This is a genomic window from Noviherbaspirillum soli (genome assembly GCF_015352955.1).
Classification (GTDB): Bacteria; Pseudomonadota; Gammaproteobacteria; order Burkholderiales; family Burkholderiaceae_D; genus Noviherbaspirillum_A; species Noviherbaspirillum_A soli.
The window spans coordinates 22,669-44,342 of the sequence record NZ_JACYOX010000002.1 but is presented as its reverse complement, the minus strand read 5'-3'; the positions used below and the strand labels follow the sequence as shown (position 1 = coordinate 44,342).

General features: G+C 63.2%; 26 protein-coding genes and 1 tRNA gene. 14 read left to right on the top strand and 13 right to left on the bottom strand.

The genetic code is table 11. The annotated features are described in order from the left end of the window. The first annotated feature begins 10 nt into the window (after positions 1-10). The 6 genes from lolB to pth all read left to right on the top strand — a co-directional run bounded on the left by lolB (position 11) and on the right by pth (position 4,153). Positions 11-619, top strand: a complete 609-nt coding sequence (gene lolB, locus IGW04_RS02475; RefSeq protein WP_194711450.1) for a lipoprotein insertase outer membrane protein LolB — start codon at positions 11-13, stop codon at positions 617-619. An 8-nt stretch (positions 620-627) separates the two neighbouring features. Continuing rightward, entirely contained in the window at positions 628-1,488 is an 861-nt protein-coding gene (gene ispE / locus IGW04_RS02470; RefSeq protein ID WP_194711449.1) for a 4-(cytidine 5'-diphospho)-2-C-methyl-D-erythritol kinase, read from the top strand. Positions 1,489-1,559: 71 nt separating this feature from the next. Then, positions 1,560-1,636: transfer RNA gene (locus IGW04_RS02465), tRNA-Gln, on the top strand. Positions 1,637-1,734: 98 nt separating this feature from the next. After that, positions 1,735-2,685 carry a ribose-phosphate pyrophosphokinase gene (locus tag IGW04_RS02460; protein WP_194711448.1) on the top strand — a complete coding sequence of 317 codons (951 nt, stop codon included), beginning with the start codon at positions 1,735-1,737 and terminating at the stop codon, positions 2,683-2,685. 117 nt (positions 2,686-2,802) lie between these two features. Then, positions 2,803-3,414, top strand: coding sequence for a 50S ribosomal protein L25/general stress protein Ctc (locus tag IGW04_RS02455; RefSeq protein ID WP_194711447.1), 612 nt, complete (start codon positions 2,803-2,805; stop codon positions 3,412-3,414). Positions 3,415-3,568: 154 nt separating this feature from the next. After that, positions 3,569-4,153 (top strand): aminoacyl-tRNA hydrolase, encoded by a 585-nt coding sequence (gene pth / locus IGW04_RS02450; protein ID WP_194711446.1) that lies wholly within the window; start codon positions 3,569-3,571, stop codon positions 4,151-4,153. A 54-nt stretch (positions 4,154-4,207) separates the two neighbouring features. Here the strand turns inward: pth and IGW04_RS26090 are convergent, their stop codons facing one another. Then, positions 4,208-5,914 carry a methyl-accepting chemotaxis protein gene (locus IGW04_RS26090; protein ID WP_194711445.1) on the bottom strand — a complete coding sequence of 569 codons (1,707 nt, stop codon included), beginning with the start codon at positions 5,912-5,914 and terminating at the stop codon, positions 4,208-4,210. A 285-nt stretch (positions 5,915-6,199) separates the two neighbouring features. Here IGW04_RS26090 and ychF point away from each other — a divergent pair, with 285 nt between their 5' ends. Both ychF and IGW04_RS02435 read left to right on the top strand, forming a co-directional pair. Further along, the gene (gene ychF / locus IGW04_RS02440; RefSeq protein ID WP_194711444.1) at positions 6,200-7,291 is read left to right on the top strand and encodes a redox-regulated ATPase YchF; all 1,092 of its coding nucleotides are present in this window, start codon (positions 6,200-6,202) and stop codon (positions 7,289-7,291) included. Positions 7,292-7,783: 492 nt separating this feature from the next. After that, positions 7,784-9,277: a right-handed parallel beta-helix repeat-containing protein gene (locus IGW04_RS02435; protein WP_194711443.1), complete on the top strand. Its 1,494-nt coding sequence runs from the start codon at positions 7,784-7,786 to the stop codon at positions 9,275-9,277. A 27-nt stretch (positions 9,278-9,304) separates the two neighbouring features. On the opposite strand, the gene IGW04_RS02430 is transcribed toward IGW04_RS02435, so the two are convergent. Next, positions 9,305-9,484: a hypothetical protein gene (locus tag IGW04_RS02430; protein ID WP_194711442.1), complete on the bottom strand. Its 180-nt coding sequence runs from the start codon at positions 9,482-9,484 to the stop codon at positions 9,305-9,307. A 137-nt stretch (positions 9,485-9,621) separates the two neighbouring features. Here IGW04_RS02430 and IGW04_RS02425 point away from each other — a divergent pair, with 137 nt between their 5' ends. Further along, positions 9,622-10,080 (top strand): hypothetical protein, encoded by a 459-nt coding sequence (locus IGW04_RS02425; RefSeq protein ID WP_194711441.1) that lies wholly within the window; start codon positions 9,622-9,624, stop codon positions 10,078-10,080. Here the strand turns inward: IGW04_RS02425 and IGW04_RS02420 are convergent, their stop codons facing one another. From IGW04_RS02420 to IGW04_RS02395, 6 genes are all read right to left on the bottom strand, one after another. Continuing rightward, complete coding sequence (locus tag IGW04_RS02420; RefSeq protein ID WP_194711440.1) at positions 10,081-11,028, bottom strand: LysR family transcriptional regulator; 948 nt, start codon at positions 11,026-11,028, stop codon at positions 10,081-10,083. Between the two features lie 24 nt (positions 11,029-11,052). Beyond that, entirely contained in the window at positions 11,053-11,787 is a 735-nt protein-coding gene (locus tag IGW04_RS02415; RefSeq protein WP_194711439.1) for a sensor histidine kinase, read from the bottom strand. Beyond that, positions 11,784-12,164, bottom strand: coding sequence for a response regulator (locus IGW04_RS02410; protein ID WP_194711438.1), 381 nt, complete (start codon positions 12,162-12,164; stop codon positions 11,784-11,786). Before IGW04_RS02410 ends, IGW04_RS02415 begins: the two co-directional genes overlap by 4 nt. 88 nt (positions 12,165-12,252) lie before the next feature. Further along, positions 12,253-13,590 carry a PAS domain-containing sensor histidine kinase gene (locus tag IGW04_RS02405; RefSeq protein ID WP_194711437.1) on the bottom strand — a complete coding sequence of 446 codons (1,338 nt, stop codon included), beginning with the start codon at positions 13,588-13,590 and terminating at the stop codon, positions 12,253-12,255. An 83-nt stretch (positions 13,591-13,673) separates the two neighbouring features. Further along, complete coding sequence (locus tag IGW04_RS02400; protein ID WP_228526791.1) at positions 13,674-14,213, bottom strand: response regulator; 540 nt, start codon at positions 14,211-14,213, stop codon at positions 13,674-13,676. A gap of 128 nt (positions 14,214-14,341) precedes the next feature. After that, positions 14,342-14,554, bottom strand: coding sequence for a hypothetical protein (locus tag IGW04_RS02395; RefSeq protein WP_194711436.1), 213 nt, complete (start codon positions 14,552-14,554; stop codon positions 14,342-14,344). Between the two features lie 137 nt (positions 14,555-14,691). On the opposite strand from IGW04_RS02395, the gene IGW04_RS02390 reads away from it, so the two are divergent. From IGW04_RS02390 to IGW04_RS02380, 3 genes are all read left to right on the top strand, one after another. Next, complete coding sequence (locus IGW04_RS02390; RefSeq protein ID WP_194711435.1) at positions 14,692-14,943, top strand: hypothetical protein; 252 nt, start codon at positions 14,692-14,694, stop codon at positions 14,941-14,943. A 47-nt stretch (positions 14,944-14,990) separates the two neighbouring features. Continuing rightward, the gene (locus tag IGW04_RS02385; protein ID WP_194711434.1) at positions 14,991-15,626 is read left to right on the top strand and encodes a response regulator; all 636 of its coding nucleotides are present in this window, start codon (positions 14,991-14,993) and stop codon (positions 15,624-15,626) included. A 234-nt stretch (positions 15,627-15,860) separates the two neighbouring features. After that, positions 15,861-16,712: a Crp/Fnr family transcriptional regulator gene (locus tag IGW04_RS02380; protein ID WP_228526789.1), complete on the top strand. Its 852-nt coding sequence runs from the start codon at positions 15,861-15,863 to the stop codon at positions 16,710-16,712. 61 nt (positions 16,713-16,773) lie between these two features. On the opposite strand, the gene IGW04_RS02375 is transcribed toward IGW04_RS02380, so the two are convergent. Next, positions 16,774-17,472, bottom strand: coding sequence for an oxidoreductase (locus tag IGW04_RS02375; RefSeq protein ID WP_194711433.1), 699 nt, complete (start codon positions 17,470-17,472; stop codon positions 16,774-16,776). Positions 17,473-17,612: 140 nt separating this feature from the next. Here IGW04_RS02375 and IGW04_RS02370 point away from each other — a divergent pair, with 140 nt between their 5' ends. Both IGW04_RS02370 and IGW04_RS02365 read left to right on the top strand, forming a co-directional pair. Continuing rightward, the gene (locus tag IGW04_RS02370) at positions 17,613-17,825 is read left to right on the top strand and encodes a hypothetical protein (RefSeq protein ID WP_194711432.1); all 213 of its coding nucleotides are present in this window, start codon (positions 17,613-17,615) and stop codon (positions 17,823-17,825) included. 131 nt (positions 17,826-17,956) lie between these two features. Then, a complete protein-coding gene (locus IGW04_RS02365) occupies positions 17,957-18,808 on the top strand; it encodes an MOSC domain-containing protein (protein WP_194711431.1) in 852 nt (283 codons plus the stop codon). 62 nt (positions 18,809-18,870) lie between these two features. Here the strand turns inward: IGW04_RS02365 and IGW04_RS02360 are convergent, their stop codons facing one another. From IGW04_RS02360 to IGW04_RS02345, 4 genes are read right to left on the bottom strand one after another with little or no spacing between them, the layout of a single operon-like run. Further along, positions 18,871-19,140 (bottom strand): YfhL family 4Fe-4S dicluster ferredoxin, encoded by a 270-nt coding sequence (locus IGW04_RS02360; RefSeq protein ID WP_194711430.1) that lies wholly within the window; start codon positions 19,138-19,140, stop codon positions 18,871-18,873. A 24-nt stretch (positions 19,141-19,164) separates the two neighbouring features. Beyond that, positions 19,165-19,653 carry a pantetheine-phosphate adenylyltransferase gene (gene coaD, locus IGW04_RS02355; protein ID WP_194711429.1) on the bottom strand — a complete coding sequence of 163 codons (489 nt, stop codon included), beginning with the start codon at positions 19,651-19,653 and terminating at the stop codon, positions 19,165-19,167. Positions 19,654-19,688: 35 nt separating this feature from the next. Beyond that, entirely contained in the window at positions 19,689-20,327 is a 639-nt protein-coding gene (rsmD, locus tag IGW04_RS02350; protein ID WP_194711428.1) for a 16S rRNA (guanine(966)-N(2))-methyltransferase RsmD, read from the bottom strand. Further along, positions 20,324-21,673 carry a M16 family metallopeptidase gene (locus IGW04_RS02345; RefSeq protein ID WP_228526787.1) on the bottom strand — a complete coding sequence of 450 codons (1,350 nt, stop codon included), beginning with the start codon at positions 21,671-21,673 and terminating at the stop codon, positions 20,324-20,326. The genes rsmD and IGW04_RS02345 overlap by 4 nt, the downstream gene beginning before the upstream one ends. Between the last annotated feature and the right edge of the window lies 1 nt (position 21,674).

Here is a 21,674-nt window from a genome sequence, read left to right as displayed (position 1 = left end):
CCCTTTATCGATGACCTTTCCCTACCGCGCCGCCCTGCTGGCGCTGCCTATTTTTCTCGCCGCCTGTGCCGGCGTCCCGCCGGCCGCACCGGTCCTGCCGGAGTCCAGCGTCACACGCGCCTATCAGCAATCGGTCGACATCAACGGCCGCATGTCGGTGCGTTATCAGATCAATGGGCGCGACGAAGCGCTGCATGGCAGTTTCGAATGGCGACAGCGCCCGGACAACACCCAACTGACCTTGCTGTCGCCGCTGGGCCAGACCCTGGCCCAGATCATGGTCACGCCGGACGGCGCCACCCTGACCCAGGCCGGGCAGCCGCCGCTGTCGGCCGCCGATGCCGACGCCCTGGCCAGCCAGGCGCTGGGCTGGCCGCTGCCGGTAGCCGGCCTGCGCGACTGGCTGCAGGGCATGGTTACCGTGCCCGGCGGCAAGCGTGTGGCCCTTGCGCCAGGCAATGACGGCGACATCGTCAGCGCCGATGGCTGGCGCCTGCGCTTTCCTGCCTGGGAAGACGGCGCCCCGGCGCGGCCACGCCGCATCGACCTGGCGCGCAGCACCGAGCAGGCTGGCGACGTCGCGCTGCGGCTGGTGATCGACAGTTTTCAGCCGCGCTGAAGGCCGCCATGCGATCACTGCACGACTGCCCTGCCCCGGCCAAGCTCAACCTGTTCCTGCATGTCACCGGCAGGCGCGCCGATGGCTACCACCTGCTGCAAACGGTTTTCCAGTTGCTGGACCACGGCGACCTGCTGCACTTCGACCTGCGCGACGACGGCCGCATCCGCCGCGTCAACGACGTGCCCGGCGTGCCCGAAGACAGCGACCTGATCGTGCGCGCCGCCCGGCTGCTGCAATCCACCATTGCCGACCAGCCGATGCCAGGCGCCGATATCCGCATCGACAAGCGACTGCCGATGGGCGGTGGCCTGGGCGGCGGCTCATCCGATGCGGCTACCACGCTGATGGCGCTGAACCGCCTCTGGCGGCTGGGCAGGAGCCGCGAGGAACTGATGGCGCTCGGGCTGCAACTGGGCGCGGACGTGCCGTTTTTCCTGTTCGGCCGCAATGCGTTTGCCGAAGGCGTCGGCGAGCAGCTGACCGCCGTTGATGGCCTCGATTGCTGGTTCGTGGTGATCGAACCAGGCGTTTCGGTACCCACCCCTGCAATTTTTTGCTCGCCGGAATTGACAAGGGATTCGAAGCCCGTCAGAATAGCGGACTTTTCAAGGGCACTTCAAAACGCCTTCGGAAAAAACGATTTGCAAGCAGTGGCAGTCCGGCTGTTTCCCGAAGTTGCAGAAGCCATTTCATGGCTGGGCAATTACGGCGCAGCAAGGATGACAGGGTCGGGCGCATGTGTATTCATGCCCTGCACGTCCGAAGCCCAGGCGGATCAGGTGCTGCAAGCGGCATCGGGTCGATGGACAGCCTGGAAAGCGAAAGGCGTGAAACAGCATCCGTTAGCCAGTTTGCTCGATCGTTAGAAAAGAATTCGTTTGACGTTGCAATCATCGCCCAGTTCGGCGACAATGCCGCGGCAAACAGCAGGTTGTGTAGGGGAATCGCCAAGTCGGTTAAGGCACTGGATTTTGATTCCAGCATTCCAAGGTTCGAATCCTTGTTCCCCTGCCATTAAATATCGAAGCTAGAAGACAAGCCGCCAATGTTGAGACGCCCCGTCCACCACATTGCGGCTTTTTAAACTTTTAACGACTGCATTTAGGGATCCCATGGCGCTCGAGAACCTGATGGTTTTTACCGGCAACGCTAATCCGGAGCTGGCGTTGGGAGTGGCCAAACATTTGGGCATCCCTCTCGGCAAGGCTGTTGTCTCCAAATTCTCCGACGGCGAGATCGTCGTCGAGATCAATGAAAACGTCCGCGGCAAGGATGTGTTCGTGCTCCAGTCGACCTGCGCGCCGACCAACGACCACCTGATGGAAATCATGCTGATGGTCGATGCATTGAAGCGCGCGTCGGCCGGCCGCATCACCGCCGCCATTCCCTACTACGGCTATGCCCGCCAGGACCGCCGCCCGCGCTCGGCGCGCGTTGCGATCTCCGCCAAGGTGGTCGCCAACATGCTGCAGGAAGCCGGCGTCGAGCGCGTGCTGATCATGGACCTGCATGCAGACCAGATCCAGGGCTTCTTCGACATTCCGGTCGACAACATCTACGCCTCCCCCATCCTGCTCGGCGACCTGGTCGCCAAGAACTATGACGACCTGCTGGTCGTGTCGCCGGACGTCGGTGGCGTGGTGCGCGCCCGTGCGCTGGCCAAGCGCCTGAACTGCGACTTGGCCATCATCGACAAGCGTCGCCCGAAGGCGAACGTGTCGGAAGTCATGAACATCATCGGCGAGGTCGAAGGCCGCAACTGCGTGATCATGGACGACATGGTCGACACCGCCGGCACCCTGACCAAGGCGGCCGAAGTGCTGAAGGAACGCGGCGCCAAGAAGGTCATCGCCTACTGTACCCACCCGGTGCTGTCCGGCCCGGCGATCGAGCGTATTTCCAGCTCGACGCTGGACGAGCTGGTAGTGGTCGACACGATCCCGCTGTCCGAGGCCGCGCGCGCCTGCAGCAAGATCCGTCAGCTGAGCTGCGCCGAACTGCTGGCCGAGACCTTCAAGCGCATCAGCAAGGGCGACTCGGTGATGTCGCTGTTCATCGACTGATCGCGCCTGACGCAACAATTTCCGAATGCGGCCGCAAAGCCGCATTCTTTTTTGCAGTCCCTGGTCGCGGGGATTGCGCAACGCGGGGCACCGTCCCCGCATACATTGGAGTTCATCATGAAAGTAGTCGCTTTTGTACGCACTGAGCAGGGGTCCGGAGCGAGCCGCCGCCTGCGCAATGCCGGTATGACGCCTGGCATCATCTACGGCGGTTCCGAGGCACCGGTCGCCATTTCGCTCGACCACAACGCGCTGTACCACGCGCTGAAGAAGGAAACCTTCCACTCGTCCATCCTGGACATGGAAATCGACGGCAAGGTGCAGCAGGTTCTGCTGCGCGACTTCCAGGTTCACGCTTACAAGCAACTGGTGATGCATGCCGACTTCCAGCGCGTGAGCTCCTCGGAAAAGATCCACGTGAAGGTGCCGCTGCACTTCATCAACGCCGAGACCTCGCCTGCGGTCAAGCTGTCGGCCGGCATCATCAGCCACGTGCTGACCGAGCTGGACGTGAGCTGCCTGCCGAAGGACCTGCCTGAGTTCATCGAGATCGACCTGGCCAACATGGAAGTCGGCACCTCGCTGCACCTGTCCAGCGTGACCCTGCCGGCTGGCGTGACCGCGATCGTCCACGGCGACGACCCGACCATCGCCACCGCATCGATCCCGGCAGGCAAGGTTGAAGCCGCTGGCGAAGCCGCTGCCGGCGAAGGCGAAGAGAAGAAGTAATGCATGCAGATGCCGGGCAACCGGCATCGCTGCTGCAGACCCGCCGCGCCCGGCGGGTTTTTTTTCGCCTGCCCTTCCCTGGCCGTCGATTGGACGGCATCCCATGCTTCCCGGATAATCCCGGTTTCCCTCTTTCCAGCACAAGCACAAGCACATGCCCATCCGCCTCATCGTTGGCCTCGGCAATCCCGGCGCCGAGTATGAACAAACCCGTCACAATGCCGGCTTCTGGCTGGTGGACAACCTGGCGCAGGCAGAAGGCTGCAGTCTGTCCCGCGAGACCCGCTTCCAGGCGCTGGCCGGCCGGACCCGCATCGCCGGCCAGGAAGTCTGGCTGCTGGAGCCGCAAACCTTCATGAACCGTTCCGGCCAGTCGGTCGGCGCGCTGGCGCGCTTCTACAAGATCGCCGCCGATGAAGTGCTGGTGGTGCATGACGAGCTGGACCTGGCGCCCGGCGTGGCCAGGCTGAAGAAAGGCGGCTCGTCCGGCGGGCACAATGGCCTGAAGGACATCACCGCCGCGCTCGGCACGCCGGATTACTGGCGGCTGCGCATTGGCATCGGTCATCCGCGCCAGCTCAATCTGCAGCAGGCGGTGGTGGACTTCGTGCTGCATCGCCCGCGGCGCGAGGAGCAGTTGCTGATCGACGAAGCCATCGCCCACAGCCTGGACGTGGTGCCCACGCTATGCGAAGGCAAGTTCGAAGCGGCGATGCTGAAGCTGCATACCACCAAATAAAAAGCGGGCACCCGTGCCCGCTTTTCAACGCCGCTCAAACCTCACAGACGCGATTCAGAATTCCTCCCAGTCGCCATCGCGCGGCGCGGGCCGCGACAGCACTGCGCCGACCGGCTCGCGCCTGGGCGCAGCCGGCGCCTGCAGCCGGCCTCGTGCCGCGGCCGCCGTGCCAGGTGCAACCAATGCAACCGCCGCAACCGATGCAGGCGCGGCCTGCGTGCCCTCCAGCCTGAACACGCTGACTTCCTGGGCCAATGTGCGCGCCTGGTCCTGCAGGCTGCCGGCGGCCGCCGCGGCCTGTTCCACCAGCGCCGCATTCTGCTGGGTCACCTGGTCCATCTGGATGATGGCCTGGTTCACATTGCCGATCCCGGCGCTCTGCTCATTGCTGGCCGCGCTGATGTCGGCAACGATATCGGCCACCCGCTGCACGCTGGCCACCACCTGGTCCATCGTGCTGCCAGCCTGTGCCACCAGACGGCCGCCGGTCTCGACCTTTTCCACCGAGTCGTCGATCAGGCCCTTGATCTCGCGCGCCGCCGCCGCCGAGCGCTGCGCCAGGCTGCGCACTTCGGTCGCCACCACCGCAAAGCCCCTGCCCTGCTCGCCGGCGCGCGCCGCTTCCACCGCCGCATTCAGCGCCAGGATATTGGTCTGAAAGGCGATGCCGTCGATGACGCCGATGATGTCGACGATCTTCTTCGATGCGCTGTCGATTGCGCTCATGGTCTCGACCACCTGCCCCACTACCTGGCCGCCCTGGCTTGCGACGCCGGAAGCGGCCATGGCAAGCTGCTTGGCCTGTTGCGCATTATCGGCATTCTGGCGGACGGTTGCGGTCAGCTGCTCCATTGCCGATGCGGTTTCCTCCAGCGAGCCCGCCTGCTGTTCGGTGCGCGCCGACAGGTCCATGTTGCCCGAGGCGATCTCGCCGGACGCAGTGGCGATGGTGTCGCTGGAGCGACGTATGTTGCCGACCGTTCTGGACAGCATCTGCTGCATGGCCTGCATCGCATGCAGCAGGCTGCCCTTGTCGCCGGGACGGGTGGCGACCGTCACGCCGAGATCGCCGGCCGCGATCGCGGCCACTACCTGCGCCGCGTAGGCCGGCTCGCCGCCCAGCTGGCGGTACACCGCGCGCACCAGCAGCGCGCCGGCTGCCGCCGCTGCCGCCAGGCCAAGCAGGATCGCCGCGATCATCACGTTGCGCAGCGTGGCGAAGCGCTGCATGGCTTCCTCGTACTCCCTGCGCGCATTCTCGACCTGCAGCTTGCGCAGCGCAGCCACCGACTGGGTCACGGTCGGCGCCAGCGTGGCGATCTCGCCGGCCACCAGTTGCCTGACCGCGTCCAGCCGGCCCTCGCGCAGCGCCTCGATCGCCGGGCGCATGCCCTGTGCATACAGCCGGCGCTGGGCCTCGACGAACTGGCCGGCCAGCCTGCTTTCCTCCGGATCCAGATTGCCGGCCTGGTACTGCGCCATGGTGTCGGCAATGAGCTTGTCATTGCGGGCGATCAGGTCGAGTTCGGCCTGCACCTTGTCGGGCGCCGGGTTGGCGTAGGCATCGGCCAGCGCCAGGCGGCTGCGCACGATGTTGCGGTCGATGTTGGTGATGCGGTCCAGCGACACGGTGCGGGTCTCGTAGACGGTGCGCAAGCCTTCATTGGACTTGCGCATGCCATACAGGCCCAGCACGCCTATGGCCACCAGCAGCACGGACAGCAGGCCCAGAACCGAAATCAGGCGCAGTTTGAGTGACATGTCGATCTTTCCAGTAGAAACAATTTGCAAAAGCCCATTAACGTCCGGCCCCACGGGCGTCTTGAGGAATTCTTGGTCAAGATCATGGATACAGTTGGTTGTGGCAGGACCTCGTTCCACGGCAAGAGTTTTTGATGCGGGCAGCGGCCAGGGTTACAATTGAGCCCTTTTTAAAGCGGCGCCCGCGGCATGGCGTGTTGCACCAGTCCTGCCAGACCCGGACGTGCCGCCGCCCCTATCGCCCATGCCCGTCTGGCGCCTGCGCATCGATCACAAAGGAATTCCATGAGTCTCAAATGCGGCATCGTCGGCCTGCCCAATGTCGGCAAGTCCACCCTCTTCAATGCCCTGACCAAGGCCGGCATCCCGGCCGAGAACTACCCGTTCTGCACCATCGAGCCCAATGTCGGCGTGGTGGAAGTGCCGGATGCGCGCCTCGATGCGCTGGCCGCCATCGTCAAGCCCGAGCGGGTGCTGCATGCCACGGTCGAATTCGTCGACATTGCCGGCCTGGTGGCTGGCGCGTCCAAGGGCGAAGGCCTGGGCAACCAGTTCCTGGCCCACATCCGCGAAACCGACGCCATCGTCAACGTGGTGCGCTGCTTCGAGGATGAGAACGTGATCCACGTCGCCGGCCGCATCAGCCCGCTGGACGACATTGAAGTCATCCAGACCGAACTGGCGCTGGCCGACATGGGCACGGTGGAGAAAGCCATCCACCGCGAAAACAAGAAAGCCCGTTCCGGCGACAAGGACGCGGCCAAGCTGGTGACGCTGCTGGAACGCATCATGCCCGAGCTGGACAATGCCCGGCCGGTGCGCGCGCTGGGCCTGGACGCCGAGGAAATGGCGCTGATCTACCCGCTGCACCTGATCACCGCCAAGCCGGCGATGTATGTCGCCAACGTAGCCGAGAACGGCTTCACCAACAATCCGCTGCTGGACCAGCTCACCGAATACGCCGCCAGGCAGAATGCGCCCATCGTCGCGATCTGCGCCGCCATCGAGTCCGAGATCGCCGACCTCGACGACGCCGACAAGCAGGAATTCCTGACCGACCTCGGCATGGAAGAGCCCGGCCTGAACCGCCTGATCCGCGCCGCCTTCAAGCTGCTGGGCCTGCAGACCTACTTCACTGCCGGCGTCAAGGAAGTGCGCGCCTGGACCATCCATATCGGCGACACCGCGCCGCAGGCGGCCGGCGTGATCCATACCGATTTCGAGCGCGGCTTCATCCGCGCCCAGACCATCGCCTATGACGACTACATCGCCTGCAAGGGCGAACAGGGCGCCAAGGAAGCCGGCAAGATGCGCGCCGAAGGCAAGGAATATGTGGTCAAGGATGGGGATGTGCTGAATTTCCTGTTCAATGTCTGATCTAGGCTCGCCGCCTGACCACTGCAGGCCGATCCGTTTCGGCTGCATTGATTGAATGAAAAAGCCCTGAGTGTTCAGGGCTTTTTCCCATTCATTTCCGGAGAACTCCGTCTCCGCACAGACTTCAATACCGTACTGGTTTGCGGAGCGCGATCCGCAGGCAAAGGCGCAAGTAGGCGTTTCCAGGCTGTCAGGACGGGCGTTCGCTGCGGACGCCTGTTCCCTTTACTTATTTCGCTTGTGAAAAGCAATCCCGGCGCAGGTCCAATCAAGCCACGTTTCTCAAGCGTCGGGCTTGCCCGCAAGTTGAAAACCTCAATACGTCCAAACAGACGACAGCACACTTCCAACGCAAAAGATGAATCGGATCAACACATCGATGCCGCAATCCAGCAAAGATGCACCAATGACAATGAATACCATTCGGCTTCATCCGGCAATGCCGGCAAATGCCGGGCTTGCTGCCTTCCTGCCCATGCGATTCGGCTTTCCATGACCATTGATACCTCAAAGCCCCACCAGACCAGCGCATATGCAATCGCGCGTGGCGACTCATCAACGCAAGCCCCGCATCGCAGCCCGCATGCAACCCCGGCGGCGATGCACCGCGCTGCCCGCGGCCTGGCAGCCGTGCCCATCCTGCTCGCGCTGCATGCCACCAGCACAGCCGCCGAGCCATCGCTGCCGCCCGATTCCTCATTCAAGGGCGATCTGATCGGCGATGGCCGTGGCGGCGTGGTCGTCAAGCCCTACACGCCGGCGGACGAGGTGCGCGATGGCGGCCGGCTGGAGCCGCGCAGCCTGTCCACCGCCGAGGAAGCCGCTTCCGCCGCACTGCGCAAGTCCTTCCCGCCCGGGCCGATGACGCTGGAAGTCGGCCCAGGCCGCAAGATACGCACCATTGCCGAAGCCGCCAGGCTGGCAAGGGATGGCGATACCATCCTGATCGATCCCGGCGTGTACGGCCGCGATGTCGCGATTTTCACCCAGGACCGGCTGACCATACGCGCCGTCGGCGGCCGCGCCCGGCTCGATGCCGGCGGCGCCAGCGCCGAGGACAAGGCGATCTGGGTGGTGCGCGGCGGCCATATCCAGGTGGAGAACATCGAATTCATTGGTGCACGCTCGTCGGCGCAGAATGGCGCGGGCATTCGTTTCGAGGCGGGCAAGCTGGTGCTGCGCAACTGCCTGTTCCGTGACAACGAGAACGGCATCCTGACCAGTAGCAACCGCAAGGCCGAACTGGAGATCGAAAATTCCGAGTTCGACCACAACGGCACGGTGGAAGGCTATGCGCATCAACTCTATGCCGGCGACATTGCGCGGCTGCGGGTCAGCGGCAGCTACTTCCACCGCACGGTCGGCGGCCATTTGTTGAAGAGCCGCGCCGCCTACAACACCATCATCTATAACCGCCTGACCGATGAGGCCGGCGGCGAAGCCAGTTACGAACTCGAGTTTCCGAACGGCGGCCTGGCCTATGTGGTGGGCAACCTGATCCAGCAGAGCGCCACGTCTCCCAATCCTGCCATCGTTGCGGTGGGCCTGGAAGGCTATCGCTGGCCCAAGAATGCGCTTTACCTGGCCAACAACACCATCGTCGACGACCGCGCCGCGGATGGCGTCTTCCTGCGCGCGGCGCCCGGCCTGCAGGCAATCAAGGCGGTCAACAATCTGCTGGTCGGCGAAGGCAGGCGCGATGCCAGCATCTTTGCCGGCAAGCAGAACCCGCAGCGGCAGCCAGCCGACGGCACCAAAATTGAATCAGGCGGCAACTTCAGCGTCGGCCGCGATGCCTTCGCAGCGCCCGAACGGCTGGACTACCGCATGAGACCGGACTATCCGCTGCCTGGCGCATACCAGCCGCCGGGCACGGCCAACGGCATCGACCTGACGCCGCGCGCGGAATATGCACATCCGGCCGGCACCAGGCGCCTGAATGGCGCGCCTTCGCTTCCAGGCGCCTTCCAGGCCACGGGACGCTGATGCGCGCTGGCAGCGGCCTTGACGGCATCAGCTTGCCTTGCGGCCGCTGCCGGACTTCTTGCCGCCGCCAGACACCTTGTTCTCCGTCGCCCAGGCACGCCGCTCGGCTTCCTTCTCGGGTACGCCCCGCTTCTCGTAGCCTTCTGCAATATGCTCGGCCTGGCGCTTCTGCTTGTCGGTATAGGCCGACTTGTCTCCGGTAGGCATGGTCGTCTCCGTTCATGGGTTGATCGAGATGGAAATTTGGAGAAGTGCTTGACGGCTTTGGTTCCCATGGTGAACCACTTGCCTGCTTTGACACCTAATTGCCATCACCGCATGCACCAACCAGACAAAGGCAAACCATGACCAGCATTCCCGATGACCAGCCGGAGCAGGACATTCCACCTGTCCCGGGGGTTGACCCAGCCGGCGCAGACAGCGCCCCAACATCCGCCGCACCGCAGGCCGACAGCACTGCCGCGTCTGGCGAAACCAGCCTCGCGGATGATGCAATGACGCTGCTGTCGGAGCACAAGGGCAAGCTCGCCATCGGCGTGGCCGCAACGCTGGGCATGATGGTGTATTACGGCTGGCGGGAAAAGCGGCTGGCAAAGACCGATCCGGAGGAATATGCGCGGCTGCAGCGGCTCAAGGCCGTGGTGCGCCATACCGACGACATGCCCAGGACCAGAACCACGCGCAAGGCCGCAGCCCGGCCCGCAGATGCCGCGCAGGCCGGCAATCCCGGCGAATCCGGCGCCGGGCGCCATGACGACGCCGGCAGCGCGCCGGGCAGCGACACTACGCCCGACAAGGCCTGATCAGGCGTGCTGCTCGTTGAGACCGTAATTGATGCTGGCGAAGTGGTTGCGCATCCACTTGTGCGAAGGGTTGCGGGTATCGCGTTCATGCCACAGCATGTCGACGTGCACGATGGGCAGCGCAAACGGCAGTTCCTTGGCCACCCGCGACTCGATCACGCCTGTCGACGCCACCAGATGGCGCGGCACCACCGAGATCAGGTCGGTGCCCGCGACTACCCTGCCCACGGTATAGAACTGATTGACGGTCAGGGCAATGCGGCGCTGCCGGCCCATCGCGGCCAGCGCTTCATCCGCCGGCCCGTGCGCGCGGCCTGAAAAGCTCACCAGCGCATGGTGGGCGGCGCAGTAGCTGTCGATCGTCAGCTCGGTCGACGCCAGTGGATGGTCCTTGCGCATGATGCAGACCGACTCGCTGCTGTACAGGCGCTGGTGGCGGATGGCCGACACCGAACTCTGGCCGCCGCTCAGCTGCGCCACCACGCCCGGAAAATTCCCGATCGCCATGTCGATATCGCTTTGCAGCAGCATGGCGCGCGGGTCGCGCGTGGTCAGCGGCAGCATCCGGATATCCACGCCCGGCGCCTCTTCCTTGATGGCCCGCATCAGCCGCGGCAACAGAAGCGACGCGGTGGAATCCGCCATAGCCAGGCGGAAGGTGGCATGGGTTTCGGAGACATCGAAGTTTTCCGGCGCAATCGCCGCCTCCAGCGACGACAGTGCACTGCGCACCGCAGGCCACAGTTCCTCGGCGCGGGCGGTCGGCTTCATGCCATGCGCGGTGCGCACCAGCAGTTCATCATCCAGTGTTTCGCGCAGGCGCTTCAGGGCATTCGACACGGCTGGCTGGGTAGTGGCCAGGCGCTCGGCGGCACGGGTCAGGTTTTGCTCCGTCATCACGGCGTCGAAGATGCGCAGCAGATTCAGGTCGAAGGTGCGAAAGCTCATGGCAGAGGTGAATGGCTCGGTTATTCAGTTGTCCAGTGGATCCGTGGAGCGGTGGTTCGGCGAAGGGTTTGCAAGCGCAAGCGTGACCGCAACGCGAGTGCCCTGCCCGGCTGCGCTGTCGAGCTGCATGGCGCCGCCGAAAAAGGCGGCGCGCTCGGCGATGCGGCGCAAGCCATGGCTGCGCTGGAGGTCACAGGCAGCCGCGTCGAAGCCAGCGCCATTGTCGGCCACGCTCAGGGTGACCTTCCGTGCCGGACCATCCAGCGCAAGGCTTGCCTGTACCTGGCTGGCGCCGGCATGCAGGCGCACATTCGTGAGCAATTCCTGAAACATGCGAAACAGCGCAACCGCCTGCGCCGGCTCCAGCGCAAGCTCGTCATCGGGCAGCGCAAGCGTTACCCCGATCGCATGACGCTCGCCAAAATCGGCAAGGTATTCTTCCAGCGCCATTTTCAGCCCGACCACATCCAGCGCACCCGGCCGCAACTCGCTCTGGACCTGCCGCGCGGTGCGGGTCAGCCCGGCCAGGATGGCATTGGCCTTTGCCCATTGCTCGGCAGCGCCGGGCGCATCGGCGGGCTGGCGTGCCAGCAGCGCCATGCGCATTGCCAGCGCCGTCAGCGCCGATCCAAACTCATTGTGCAGCGTGCGTGCCAGCTGCAGTTTTTCGAGCTCGCTGACTTCCTCGGCATGGGCCAGCATGGCCCGGAGGCGGGCATTTTCCGTGTCGAGTGCTTCGTTCCTGCCGGATGATGTCATGACATCTCGCCGCACAGGGACGGGCGCTGCTCGTCGATAAACCTGAGCAGCACCTCGGCGGCCAGCGGCTTGACCAGGTGGTGATCAAAGCCGGCGCGCATTGCCCGTTCCCGATCGCTGGACTGGCCATAGCCGGTGACGGCGGCCATCACCATGCGCCGGCCGCCTGCAAGCCGGCGCAGCGCGGGCGCCAGCGCATAGCCATCCATGCCGGGCAGCCCGATATCGGACAACACCAGTTGCGGATGGAACTGCTCTGCAATGTCCAGCGCCGACACACCGTCGGCGGCGGTACGGACCTGGTGGCCGTACAGGCTCAGCAGGTCCGACATGGATGCGCTTGCATCTTCATTGTCATCGACCAGCAGGATGCGCATTGCGGGCTCGTTGTTGGCGCGGATAGTGATTTCTGCTCCTGGAATTCGGTAAGGGAAACGCCGTCGGACGCGCGGCGAACGCCTGCCATTATAGGCTTACCGGATCGACCTGATTGTTTGTCAGCGGCAACTGCACTGACACCACGGTGCCGCCATTGCGTCCCTTGGAGAAGGAGACGGTGCCGCCAAGGAAGGCGGCGCGCTCCTGAAGGCCACGAAGTCCATAGGCGTTGGGCCGGTTGCGGCTTTCGGGCGACAGTCCGATGCCGTTATCGCGCACGGTCAGCGCCACGCGGTCTTCATCCACATCCAGGATGATGTCGACATGGGTGGCCTGCGCATGCTTGACCACATTGTTGAGTATTTCCTGCAGCATGCGGTAGACGGTGATTTCCAGCTTGTGGCCGATGGCGATGTCCTCGTCCGGCAGGCTGAGGTCGTACTCGATGGTGCCGCGCTGCCTGAAGTCATCGATCAACTCATGGATCGCGGCCTTGATGCCGAACAGGTCCAGCATGGTGGGGCGCAATTCGGTCTGCATGCGCCGTGTCGTCGTGACCAGCGAGCGCAGCAGGTTCTGGATCTTGGCCTTGCGCTCGATCCATTGGGTATCGCTGGGAAGCAGCGGGTAAGCGCCTTCCATGTGCATGGACAGGGATGTCAGCGATGCGCCCATGTCGTCATGGAGTTCGCGCGCGATGGCGCGCTTTTCTTCCTCGCGCACCGTTTCCAGATGGTCGGCAAGGCGCCGCAGCGTGGCCGTGCGCCGCGCAACGATCTCTTCCAGCCGCGACTCGCGGGCGCGCAGCGTGTCTTCCGCCTCCTTGCGGCTGCTGATGTCGGTGCTGATGCAGACCATGCCGAGCGCCTCGCCGTCCGGACCCAGCCATGGCGACATGGTTGTCGCAAAGGTTCGTCTCGCCTCCGACGGCCCCACGCCATGCTCCACGGTGAGCGACACCTTTTCCTGGACCACACGCATGTCATCCAGCGCTTCATGGCCCAGGCCGCCAGCGTCGGCCAGCAGGGCGCCCAGCGGCTGGCCGATTGCCTGCTCACGGCTCTTGCCCAGCATGCGCAGGCCCGCAGGATTGGCAAAGACCAGCACGCCATCACGGTTCCTGACGAAGATCGGATCGGCGGTGCTATCACTGACAGCGGCCAGAAGGGACATGGTTTCCGAAAGACCGCTAGTGGCGTGGCGCAGCTCTTGATGCGCGCGGTCGGCAAGGCGGGCAGTCTGCCAGAACATCAGGAGGAGGATGAAGCAGTCTGCCAGCGTCAGCAGGAACACCAGCATCGGCGAGGAATACAGGCTGTGAACCGCGCCCTGATACAGCGCGAAGTTAACGCCAGCCATCGCCAGCAAGGCAAACGGCAAGGCGCGGCGAGGGAGGTGGGCGCCGGCACGGCGTTCGCCTTCCATTCCCGACATCCGGCCGGATAACCCGGTGTCCTTCCCGTCGCGAGCGGATTGATCAGTCACCACGGAAGCATGCGCCTCTCATCTCAACTGTCGATGCCGGTCTGTGAAAGACGCGACAGCAGCGTTTGCAGTTGTGGAAATTCGCTGGTCTTATCGAAAAAAAACTGCACGCCATACTGTTCGCAGATGCGGCGATAGGTACCGCTGACATGGTTGCTCAGCACTATCTTGAGGGTTTTCGCATAAGCCGGATCGGCTGAAAGAACCCGCAACAGATTGATGCCATTGCCCTGGCGCAGCTGAATGTCCAGGATCAGCACGTCGCATGGCTGCTCCTGCAGCATGGACAGGGCCTCGGTTTCGGTCTCTGCGATGCCCAGCAGTCGCAGCTTGGGAATACGCGCAAGGTTTTCACTGATGAGATCGCTGATGATGTGCGAGTCCTCGACCAGCATCACCCGCAACGCCGCCTGCTTCTGTTCAATCAACGATGCATCGCGCTGAGCCGGCATCATGTGCCGGCCTGCGTCGCGTTGAAGCGCTCTCGTTGTATGTTCATGGTCGAGAAGTCTCATCCCGTTTGTATGCCCAGATGTAATTGAGTCAGTTGCGCGGTCATTCATCGCCTGTCCTCCGCGCGTCTCAGTTGAATATTTATAACATTATTCACCGATCGCCCATTGTCTGTATTGAGCAGGTCGCACTCCCGGCCGAAATAGGCCGGCCGCAAAGACCGCCCCTTGCCCCGGCGCTAGCCGATAACGCGCAGCAGCGAAACCAGCAGCGATGCTTCGCCAAGCTCGGCAATGCTGGCGCTGGCTGTCGTGGCCCACGCACCCAGTACTACGCCTGCACTGGCAAGAATACCCCGTGCCAGGCTGGCCTGAGGCTTGCTCGAAAAGATGGCAATGGCGGCCAGCCACGACAGCACAACTGCGATCGCCGAGAAAAGAACCAGTTCCATGATGCGCTCCAAAGGAGGACCACACAGGTTTCCGCACTCTGCGAATAGCATTGGCCCTTGGCAAGAATCGTAGCACCTGGGCAGGTGCGCACATATAGGACAGCCCCCCGACACTTTGTAGGAAAAACGGAAATTTCATGACGCTTACTGTCGAGGTGCATGGAATTTTTGTCCGGCTCTCCGGTCGAACCAGCAAGCCCCTGCAACGCACTGTAACCGAAAGTAAAAAAAGCCACTTTAGGTTTAAAGCATTGAGGCTTGTTGAACTATGGCAGCAATGGTGTACGGTTGGATCGAATGGGATGCAAAAAGATGTTTTGACATGGGATGAAAACGCTACAATCTTCGGCAGAAACTTATGGCTTTTTTCACTACGCGTCGAAGCGTAGTGAACACAAACACTTCGATGCAAACCTGATTTAAAGTCGCAATACCTATGATAAAAATCCTTGTAGTTGACGACCATGCAGTTGTGCGCGCCGGGGTCCACTATTTCATTTCAGAGATTCCCGGCATGGAGATCGCCGCTGAAGCGGGAACGGCCCAGGAAGCCATACGCCTGATCCGGTCCCAGGAATTCGATATCGTCCTGCTCGACATCGCGATGCCTGACAAGAGCGGCGTGGAAGTGCTGAAACAGATCAAGCGCGAAAAACCCGAGTTGCCCGTGCTGATGCTGAGCATGCATCCCGAGAGCCGCTACGCGGTGCAGATTCTGCGCAGCGGCGCCTCGGGTTATGTGCAGAAGGAAGCACTGGCAACGGAACTGGTCAACGCGATCAACACCATTGTTAGAGGCCACAAGTACATCAGCCCTGCGGTGGCTGAACTGCTGACGGCGGACCCGGCCAGCGCGGATACCGAGAAGCCTCTGCATGAAATGCTCTCGGCACGTGAATACCAGATCTTTTACAAGCTGGGCCAGGGTGAGGGCGTAACCAAGATCGCCGACGAGCTATGCCTGAGCGTGAAGACTGTCAGCACCTATCGTTCCCGGGTGCTGGAAAAGATGAACATGACCAATAATGCCGACATCATCTATTACGCGATCAAGCAGAACCTGATCGATTGAGCTTTGCAGGCGAGCGCATGACATTATGCGCTCGCCCGGTTTCTGTCTTATCCCCGCCTGATTTCTTCTCTGCTGCAGAGTCCTACGCCTCCCCCTTCCAGCCTTACACAAATGTCAGCGCAATCCCACAGACAAATGGGATTTACACCGATGCTGCGTTCGCTGACGCTATGCAATGATGCCTTCATGGAAACGTCGAACAAGATCACGGGGGAATCAATCATGGCAAACGTAATGAATGCTTTCGGCACTGCTACGGAACGGGCAGTTGCAAAGCCGGCCATGGCGCCGGTCGCCAGAAAGAAGGCCGAAGGCAAGCCTGCGCAGCCACGCCATCCCGCCGTTGCGCCAGTGCGCATCAGCGCGCTCTATGGCCACAACCCGAAACAGAACCAGCTGCTGAATGCGCTTCCCGAAGAAGACTTCGAACGGCTGCTGCCGCATCTGGAATTCATCTCCATGCCATTCGACATGACGGTATGCGAAGCCGAAACCCAGATGAACCATGTCTACTTCCTGACCAGCAGCGTCGTTTCGCTGCTGTATGAAACCCGCGACGGCGCATCGGCCGAGATTGCCGTGATCGGCAATGAAGGCATCGTCGGCGTGACGCTCTTCATGGGCGGCGGCGCCAGCCCGAACCGGGCAGTGGTCAAGAGCGCCGGCTACGGCTTCCGCCTGAAGGCCAGCGTGTTCATGGAAGAATTCCGCCGCGGCGGCGCATTGCAACAGTCGCTGCTGCGCTATACCAATGCGCTGATTGCGCAGATGTCGCATACCGCCGTCTGCAACCGCCACCATAACGTGATGCAGCAGCTGTGCCGCTGGCTGCTGCTGACGCTGGATCGCCTGCCGTCCAATGAAATGGCCGTGTCCCAGGGACTGATCGCCACCATGCTGGGCGTGCGCCGTGAAAGCGTGACCGAGGCCGCCGGCAAGCTGCAGGATGAAGGCATGATCCAGTACCGTCGCGGACACATCACGGTAATGGACCGCGTGGGCCTAGAAAACCGGGCATGCGAATGCTATGCCGGCGTGAAGAAGGAATACGACCGGCTCAAGTGCAGCCACGCCAAGCAGAAGTAAGCAGGCTACCCTCTGACCGGCTGCGACACTGCCGGCATTGAGAAATGGCGTTGACTTCCCGTCAGGGAGTCAACGCAATTTTTTTGAGCTGCGCATTTTCCAGCAGCCGTACGCCGACGTCAGGCAGTCGGGATGCCTGCACCAGCGCCGCCGCAACCTGCTCAGCATCGATCGGACGCCAGCGCGGCGGCAGCAGCACGCCCAGCCGCTTTCCCAACTCCTCGCCCCAGCGCCACTCGGCACGCTCTCCGAGCAGCAGCGACGGCCTGGCGATGGTCAATGATGGATAGCCCAGTGCCTTCAGGCCATCTTCAAGCTCACCCTTGACCCGGTAATAGAAGTTGGCTGACTGGGCATCCGCGCCCATTGAACTGACCACCAGGAAATGGCTGGCCCCCTGCGTAAGCGCAAGACGCGCCACGTTCAGCACATAATCATGATCCACCCGGCGGAACGCCGCGCCCGAGCCGGCCTGCCGCATCGTGGTGCCGAGCGCGCAGATCACCTGGCTGCAGGCCAGCCAGGCCGGATGGGCTTCCAGGCCATCGAAGTCCACCACCTGCTGCGCCAGCTTGCCCTGTTCATTCCAGGCGGCCGGCACCTGCGCAAGCGGCCGCCGGGTCAGTGTCCTTACCCTGCTCACTGTCGGGTCTGCCATCAGCAGGCGCAGGCATGCGCTGCCAACCAGGCCGGTGGCCCCGACCAGCAGCACGGTCCTGCCACCGGCCGTGCTTGATCCGCTGATTGCTGCGTCATTCATGGGCTGCAACCATACAGGGCTTTGCGGATGAGCGATGGGAGCCGACGCAAAGGAAAGCATGCTTAAGTGGGTTAGCAGACAGAGCGCCGATGGCGCCCCTGCTATAGATGGGCCGTAGCACACGCCACGGAGAATCGAGTATGACCCCGAAACAGCCAATGCCCATCGCCGAGCTGAGCGCGGACGCTTACCGCAAATGCATCATGCGCATCGATGTCGGCATGACCGACACGCACGGCATGACGCCGGAGGAAGAAATGCATCAGGCCATACGCTATGCGGTTGCGAGCGCACGCTGCCTGGAAGCGCGGGTGGTGCTGGAGCGCGCACTCGATGACCTCTCGTTCAACTGACCCCGGGGCAGCCAGCCATATGCCGCCGCGGGCCGGCGTGGCGGCGCCTCATCCCGGCACGCATGCAGGCAGGGAGAAGTCGTAAGCCGGTGATAGAATCCGGCCTTCGCGTCTCTTATGGAACCGCAAGCATGCCCCTGATCAGCCAGCTGGTTTTCTATCCGATCAAGTCCTGCGCAGGCATCAGCCTTTCGAGCGCCACCCTGACTGGCGCCGGCCTGATGCATGAACACATTTACGACAGGGAATGGATGCTGGTGGACGATGCCGGCAACTTCCTCACTCAACGCGAATACCCGAAGATGGCGCTGATCGAGCCGCGCCTGCGCAGCGACACCCTGGAGCTGCGCGCACCCGGCATGCTGCGGCTGGAAATCCCGCTGGACCTTCCCGACCCGGAGCACGCGACAACGCGCGAGGTGAAACTGTGGCAGCACGTGCTGAAAGCCTATGACTGCGACGACCTGACCCGCACCTGGTTCTCCCGCCTGCTCGGCGTATCGTGCCACCTGGTGCGGTTTCATCCGGACGCCCATCATCCTGTCAATCCGGCGCGCACTGGCGGCATGGACATCGGCACCCTGTTTGCCGATGGTTACCCGCTGCTGCTGATTGGCAAGGCCTCGCTGGACGAACTCAACGACCGCCTCCTCGCGCAAGGCCGCGCAGCCCTGACGATGGACAGGTTCCGTCCCAATATCGTGATCGCCGACGCGCCGGCGCATGAGGAAGACCATGCGGCCCGGCTGCTGATTGGAAATAGCGAGATCCGCCCGGTCAAGCCCTGCCCTCGCTGTCCGATTCCCTCGATCAACCAGCAGACCGGCGAACCCGGCCCAGACCCGCTCGACATCCTGCGCACCTACCGGACCGGCGTCGGCGGCATCGATGGCATTGCATTCGGGATGAACTGCATCGTCAGCCGCGGCGAAGGGGAAGTGCTGCGGGTGGGACAGGAAGTGGCACTGGAACTGGCGTTCTGAGGCCAGGCTCGCGTGCCTGCCACCGCAGGCAATGCCAGGGAAAGACGGAACGGCCAGCGGTCCTACTTTCCGGCCTTCTCGTCCTTCTCCGCCTGCAGCCGCTCGTACTTGGCCTGCAATTCCTCGCGGGTCTCGCGCCAGGCAGGATTGAATGGAATGCAGCTGACCGGGCAGACCTGCTGGCACTGCGGCTCGCTGAAATGCCCGACGCACTCGGTGCATTTATGGGGATCGATCTCGTAGATTTCCTCGCCGAGATAGATTGCCTCGTTCGGGCATTCCGGCTCGCAAACGTCGCAGTTGATGCATTCGTCGGTAATCAGCAAGGCCATGACTGGCAACTCCTCATGCCTGGCTCAGGCAGCCTGCTCGGCAATTTTCTGCTTAAGCCATTTTTCCACTGACGGGAAAACGAACTTGGACACGTCGCCGCCCAGCACCGCGATCTCGCGCACGATGGTGCCCGAGATGAACTGGTACTGGTCCGACGGCGTCAGGAACAGCGTTTCCACATCCGGCAGCAGGTAACGGTTCATGCCCGCCATCTGGAATTCATATTCGAAGTCAGACACTGCCCGCAGCCCACGCACGATCACGCGGGCGTCATGGGTGCGCACGAAATCCTTGAGCAGGCCGGAAAAGCTTTCCACCTTCACATTCGGATAGTGACCCAGCACCTCGTTGGCAATGGTCAGTCGCTCTTCCAGCGAAAAGAACGGCCGCTTGGCCTTGCTGTCGGCAACCCCGACCACCAGCGTGTCAAACAGACCCGACGCGCGGCGCACCAGATCTTCATGTCCACGTGTCAGCGGATCGAACGTTCCCGGATAAATGGCTGTGACCATGATGGCTCCCTAAATTGAACGCGCATTATGCCTGATTAAGCAGCAGGTTGAAGAGTGAAAAGATGGTAATGAACCATGCCTGCGCGATCCGACCGCAGCAGTTGCCATCCCTGCAGCCATTCGGGCAGCGGCGCGGTGTCGAGCGCCATCTCGGCTTCGACATAGACCAGCCCGCCTGGCGTCAGCAGGCGTTCGCATAGCGGGAGCATACGCTGCAGCCAATTCTGATGGTAGGGGGGATCCAGGAAAATCAGGCCGAACCGGGTATCGGACTGGGCCATCGCAGCCGCGGTGGCCAGCGCGTCGCCGCGCCGCACTTCCACCTGGTCAGCCTTGAGCTTGTCGCAAATGGCCTGCAACTGGCGCGCCGCCGCCGGCTGCGACTCCACCATCAGCACCCGCGCCGCGCCGCGGCTGGCCGCTTCCAGGCCGAGCCCGCCGCTGCCGGCAAACAGGTCCAGGCACTGCAGGTCGTGCCAGTCGCGGTCCAGCAGATGGTCGAGCCAGTTGAACAGGGTTTCGCGCACGCGGTCGGGCGTGGGCCGCAAGCCCTCGGCATCCATCACCGGCAGCGGCGTGCGCTTCCACTGGCCGCCGATAATGCGCACCTGGCGCGGCGCATGGCGTGGCGCGGCGGTTGCCTGGCGCGATGCGCCGGTACGATGATGCTTCATGGCTTCTGCATGCCGACCACGACAGTGACCAGGCGGTCATCCGCGATCTTGCGGCCGAACGCGGCACGGATGTCGGCGATGGTGACCTTTTCCACGTTGGCGGTCCAGGTGTCGAGATAGTCCAGCGGCAAGCCATAGAAGCCGATGACGGCCAGGTTGTCCAGGATCTTGCGGTTGCTGTCGATGCGCAGGGCAAAGCCGCCGATCAGGTTGTCCTTGGCCGCCTTCAGTTCGGCTGCGGTGGGTCCGTTGCGCAGATAGTCGCCCAGCGTATCGCGCGCCACCTTCAGCGCGGTGGCGGTTTCCGCCTTCTGCGTCTGCAGGCCGATCTGGAACGGGCCGGGTTGGGCCAGCGGGCTGAAATAGCTGTAGACGCTGTAGGCCAGGCCGCGCTTCTCGCGCACTTCGCGCGTCAGGCGCGAGACGAAGCCGCCTCCGCCAAGAATGTAGTTGCCCACGGTCAGCGCAAAGAAATCCGGGTCGCCGCGCTGCAGGGAAGGCGCGCCGATCAGCACATGCGACTGCGAGGCCGGATGCGCAATCCACTCTTCCCTTGCCTGGGCCGGCGGCGTGGCAGGCAGCGGCGGCAGCGCGCTGCCCTGCGGCAAGCGGCGCGTCAGCTGCTGCGCGATCGCATCGGCCTGCTCGCGCGACACGTCGCCTATCAGCGCCACCACCGCATGATTGGCGACATAGTGGGCGGCATGGAATGCCACCAGGTCTTCACGGTTGATGGACTCGATCGATTCCACCGTTTCCTCGCGGCCATAGGGATGCTCGCCGTAGGCGGTCCGGGAAAAGGTGCGCTGTGCAATCACTTCCGGCCGGGTCAATCCTTCGCGGATCGACGCCGCCACGCGCGCCTTGTCGCGCTCCAGCAGGTCGGCCGGATAGCTGGGCTGGGCCAGCAGGCGCCCGAGCAGCTGCACCGCTTCATCGCGTTCTGCCCTGGAAGACAGGGTGCGCAGCGAGGCGCCGGCGCGGTCGCTGCCGCCGCCACCGCCGCGCTGGGCGGCGATATTGGCGAAGGCTTCCGATATCTGCGCCTCCGTCAGCGCCGGCTCGACCGTGCCGTCATCGAGCTTCGCCTCGCGCAGTCCGCGCGCCAGCATCGCATTGGCCAGGCCCGACACGCCGGTCTTGGCCTGCGGGTCGCGGCGCGAGCCGGCATCGAATTCCACGCTCATGTCCACCACCGGAATCGCATGGCTCTCGACGAAGTAGACGCGGGCGCCGTTGGCCAGCGTCCAGTGCTCGATCTTGAGGGCGGCATGGGCGGCGCCAACGGACAGGGTCAGCAGCAATGCGAGGAAAAACTTGTGCATGAAAGAGATCTTGTTTGGCATG